Source organism: Intrasporangium sp., from assembly GCF_036566125.1.
GTDB lineage: Bacteria > Actinomycetota > Actinomycetes > Actinomycetales > Dermatophilaceae > Intrasporangium.
This window is the reverse complement of record NZ_DATCWX010000043.1, coordinates 1-3,837: the sequence shown is the minus strand read 5'-3', so window position 1 is coordinate 3,837 and position 3,837 is coordinate 1. Positions and strand designations below refer to the sequence as shown.

The 3,837-nt window shown below is 69.1% G+C and carries 3 protein-coding genes; 2 read left to right on the top strand and 1 reads right to left on the bottom strand.

Annotated elements, in window-relative coordinates:
• A partial coding sequence (locus tag VIR15_RS02650) for an MMPL family transporter (RefSeq protein WP_331925920.1) occupies window positions 1-1,721 on the bottom strand: 1,721 nt, incomplete at its 3' end.
• 177 nt (window positions 1,722-1,898) lie between these two features.
• On the opposite strand from VIR15_RS02650, the gene VIR15_RS02645 reads away from it, so the two are divergent.
• Together VIR15_RS02645 and VIR15_RS02640 are read left to right on the top strand one after the other, a co-directional pair.
• A complete protein-coding gene (locus VIR15_RS02645; RefSeq protein WP_331925919.1) occupies window positions 1,899-2,567 on the top strand; it encodes a M23 family metallopeptidase in 669 nt (222 codons plus the stop codon).
• 63 nt (window positions 2,568-2,630) lie between these two features.
• The coding region (locus VIR15_RS02640) for a GuaB1 family IMP dehydrogenase-related protein (protein WP_331925918.1) at window positions 2,631-3,837 on the top strand (1,207 nt) is incomplete at its 3' end.

Here is a 3,837-nt window from a genome sequence, read left to right as displayed (position 1 = left end):
CCGGCGAATCCGAAGACGTGCCGGAAGACGAGCGCGCTCAAGCCCATCGCCGCGCCGAACGAGAGCACGACCGTCCCGATGAGAAGCAACGGCGCCGTGACCGCGCGCAGCAGCAGCACGAGGATGAGCAGCACCACGCCGAGGATGAGCGGGATCGTCCTCTTGTTGTCGTCGTCCGAAGCGCGCAGCGTGTCGGCGCGAGCAGCGGTGTCACCGCCCGCGATCGCATCCGCGTTTGGCACTTCGGCGATCGCGTCCCGGATCCGGTCGACCGACTTCGTGGCCGCGTCGGAGTCAGGAGCGTCGCTCAGCGTCGTCTGGATGAGCGACCGCCCGTTGCGGGCGATCGGATCCGCCACCGAGCTGACGCCCTGGACGTTCTCGAGCCGGTCCTGGACGGCCGCGGCCTGGTCCGTGTTGGCCAGGACGAGGACGGGTGACCCGGACCCGGCTGGGAAGTGCTTGGCCAGCACCTGCTCGCCGACGACGGACTCGGGCGTCGTGTAGAAGGCGTCCTTGTTCGCCAAGCCGGTCGCGTTGAGCTGGAGCACGCCGAGGGTGGCGACGGCAAGAATGACCGACGTGACGACCCACGTGCGCCGCGGGGCGTGAGAGATCCGGTTGCCCGTGCGAGCCCAGAAGCCGTCGCGGGTGTGGTCCGCGGACCCGTAGGTCGGCCGGACCGGCCAGAAGATCCAGCGGCCGAAGACGACGAGCAGGGCTGGCAGCAGGGTCAGCATGACGAGCAGGGCGACGCCGATGCCGATCGCCGCGACCGGTCCGAGGCCGCTGGTCGAGCTCATCGTCGCGACGAGGAGGCAGAGCATGCCCGCGATGACGGTCGAGCCCGATGCGAAGATCGCCGGGCCGGCACGGTGCAGGGCGAAGGCCATCGCCTCGTGACGGTCCTGGTGGCGCCGTAGCTCTTCGCGGTATCTGGCGACGAGCAGGAGCGCGTAGTCGGTTCCGGCGCCGAACACGATGACGGTCAGGATGGCCGAGCTCTGCGCGTTGACGGTCAGGGTGTCGCTGTCCGCGAGGTAGTAGATCACGCCCTGCGAGATGAACAGGGCGGTGCCCGCGGAGATGAGCGGGATGAGCCAGAGAATCGGGCTTCGATAGGTGATGAGCAGGATGAGGATGACGACGCCCATCGCGGCGTAGAGCAGCTTGCCGTCGATGCCGGCGAACGCCTCGGACGAGTCGGCGCCGAAGCCGATGGGGCCGGTCACGTGCATCGTCAGTCCGGCGGGGCGGTCGGCTGCGATCGAGTGCAGCTGGTCGGTGATCTCCGGGAGGTTCTCCCAGCCGTCCTCACCGATGTCCATCGGGACGATGACCTGGATGGCCTTGCCGTCCTCGGACGGGATCGGGCCGACGGAGTCCTTCTTGACCGGCTCCATGGCGTTGAAAGCGGTGATGTGTCCTGCGACCGCGTGGAGGTCGGCCGCTGTGACACCGTCAGGACGCTCGTAGACGAGGACAGCTGGCGCCTCGTTCTTGCTCTGGAACGCCTCGAGCTCCTTGGCGACCTGCGTCGACTGGGCGTTCTCCGGAAGCCAGGAGGTGGCGTCGTTGTTCAGTGCCCCCTGGAGTTTGCCCGCCGGGCCGAATGACACGGCGAGGACGGCCAGCCAGAAGCCGAGGACAAGCCATTTCGTCACGCGCGACGACGGCAGCCACGCGAGCCGCCCGACGTCCCCTATGCGTGTTTCTGTCATGGTGAGTGCCTTTCCCCCCTGATTCAGAAGCCGCCTCGTGCGGCAACCACCATTCGACGGTAGGGACTGCACCGGGGTCCGTCACCGCAATTACGGGGGATTGGGGGATGGCCTCAGGGGCGGATCAGGGCTGTCCCCGAGTCGCGCTCGTCACGGCGTCTGCCTACCGTCGTCGACATGGACGACCAGGAAGCTCCCAGCCGAACCGGCATGTCGACCCCCGTCGAGCTCGACTTCCCCTTCCGCGGCCGCTGGCTCGTGCAGAACAGCCCGGACCGTCGGGTCCCGAGCCATGGCACGCACCTCTTCGGGACGACCTACGCGATCGACTTCGTGCCGGTCGACGAGCGCGGTCGATCTGCACCTCGCACCTGGCGTTCGCTGGTATCGGTCGAGTCACCGGAGACCTTCGTCGGCTTTGGGCGACCTGTCCTCGCACCGGTCGCGGGAACCGTGGTCGCAGTCCACGACGGGGAGTCAGACCACGAGGCACGGCGCTCGCAGCCCGCGCTTCTTGCCTACGCGCTGAGCCAGGCTGGGCGAGTGCGGCGCGGTCCGACCGCGATCGCCGGAAACCACGTGGTCATCGCGCTCGCGCAGACTGGGCCCTTCGTCCTGCTCGCCCACCTGCGGAGGGGCAGCGTCTCCGTGCGGCCCGGCGACCCGATCAGGCCGGGAGATGTCGTGGGCACCTGCGGCAACTCCGGCAACAGCACCGAGCCGCACGTCCATGTCCAGGTGACAGACTCGACCGACTGGGGCACGACGAGAGGGCTGCCGATCGTATTTCGCTCGCCGAGTGGCCGCGTCTGGCTGCCCGGCGAGCGCGAGGTCGTCGACGTCTGAGGGGGCACTTACTGCACGGTCGACGAGGAGCGAGCTCAGCGGCATACGGCATAAGGTCGTGGCGTGCACTTCCTCAACGGGCTCCAGCCGCAGTACGACCTGACCTACGACGACGTCTTCATGGTGCCGAGCCGCTCGTCCGTGTCGAGCCGCCTCGACGTCGACCTCGCGACGGTCGACGGCACGGGCACGACCATCCCGATCGTCGTCGCCAACATGACCGCCATCGCCGGGCGGCGGATGGCCGAGACGGTGGCACGACGCGGCGGGCTCACCGTCGTCCCGCAGGACATCCCCGTCGACGTCGTCAGCGAGGTCATCGGCTGGGTCAAGGAGCGTCACCTCGTCCACGACACGGCGATCACCCTCGACCCCCACATGACGGCCGGCGAGGCGCTCGTCCTGATCGGCAAGCGCGCGCACGGCGCAGGGATCGTCGTCGAGGGCAGGCGCCCGGTCGGCATCGTCACGGAGAAGGACCTGACCGGCGTGGACCGGTTCACGCAGGTCGAGGACGTCATGTTCCGGGAGATGGTCGTCCTGCCGGAGGACGTCGACGCGCGGCATGCGTTCGAGCGGCTCACCGCGGAGCGGCGCCGGGTCGCGCCCGTCGTGGCGGCGGACGGCACGCTCGTGGGGATCCTCACCAAGGAGGCAGCCGTGCGGTCGGGCCTCTACACGCCCGCGGTCGATCCAGCAGGCCACCTCAGAGTCGCCGCAGCCGTGGGCGTCAACGGTGACGTCGCTGCGAAGGCGGCCCGGATCCTCGACGCGGGGGCCGACTGCCTCGTCATCGACACGGCACACGGACACCAGGACAAGATGATCGACGCGCTGCAGAAGGTGCGCGCCATCGACCCGCAGGTGCCGGTCGTCGCCGGCAACGTCGTCTCCGCCACGGGGACTCGCGAGCTCATCGAGGCGGGCGCGGACATCATCAAGGTGGGCGTCGGTCCCGGCGCGATGTGCACGACCCGGATGAGGACGGCAGTGGGTCGGCCCCAGTTCTCCGCCGTTCTCGAATGTGCCAGTGCTGCAAGGGAGCTGGGCAAGCACGTCTGGGCCGACGGCGGTGTGCGCCACCCCCGCGATGTGGCGTTGGCGCTCGCGGCCGGTGCGTCGAACGTCATGATCGGGTCGTGGTTCGCCGGGACGCTCGAGTCCCCGGGCGACCTCTACACCGACAACGACGGGAGGCAGTACAAGGAGTCGTTTGGGATGGCCTCGGCGCGGGCAGTCCGCAGCCGAACTGCTGGCGACTCGGCCTATG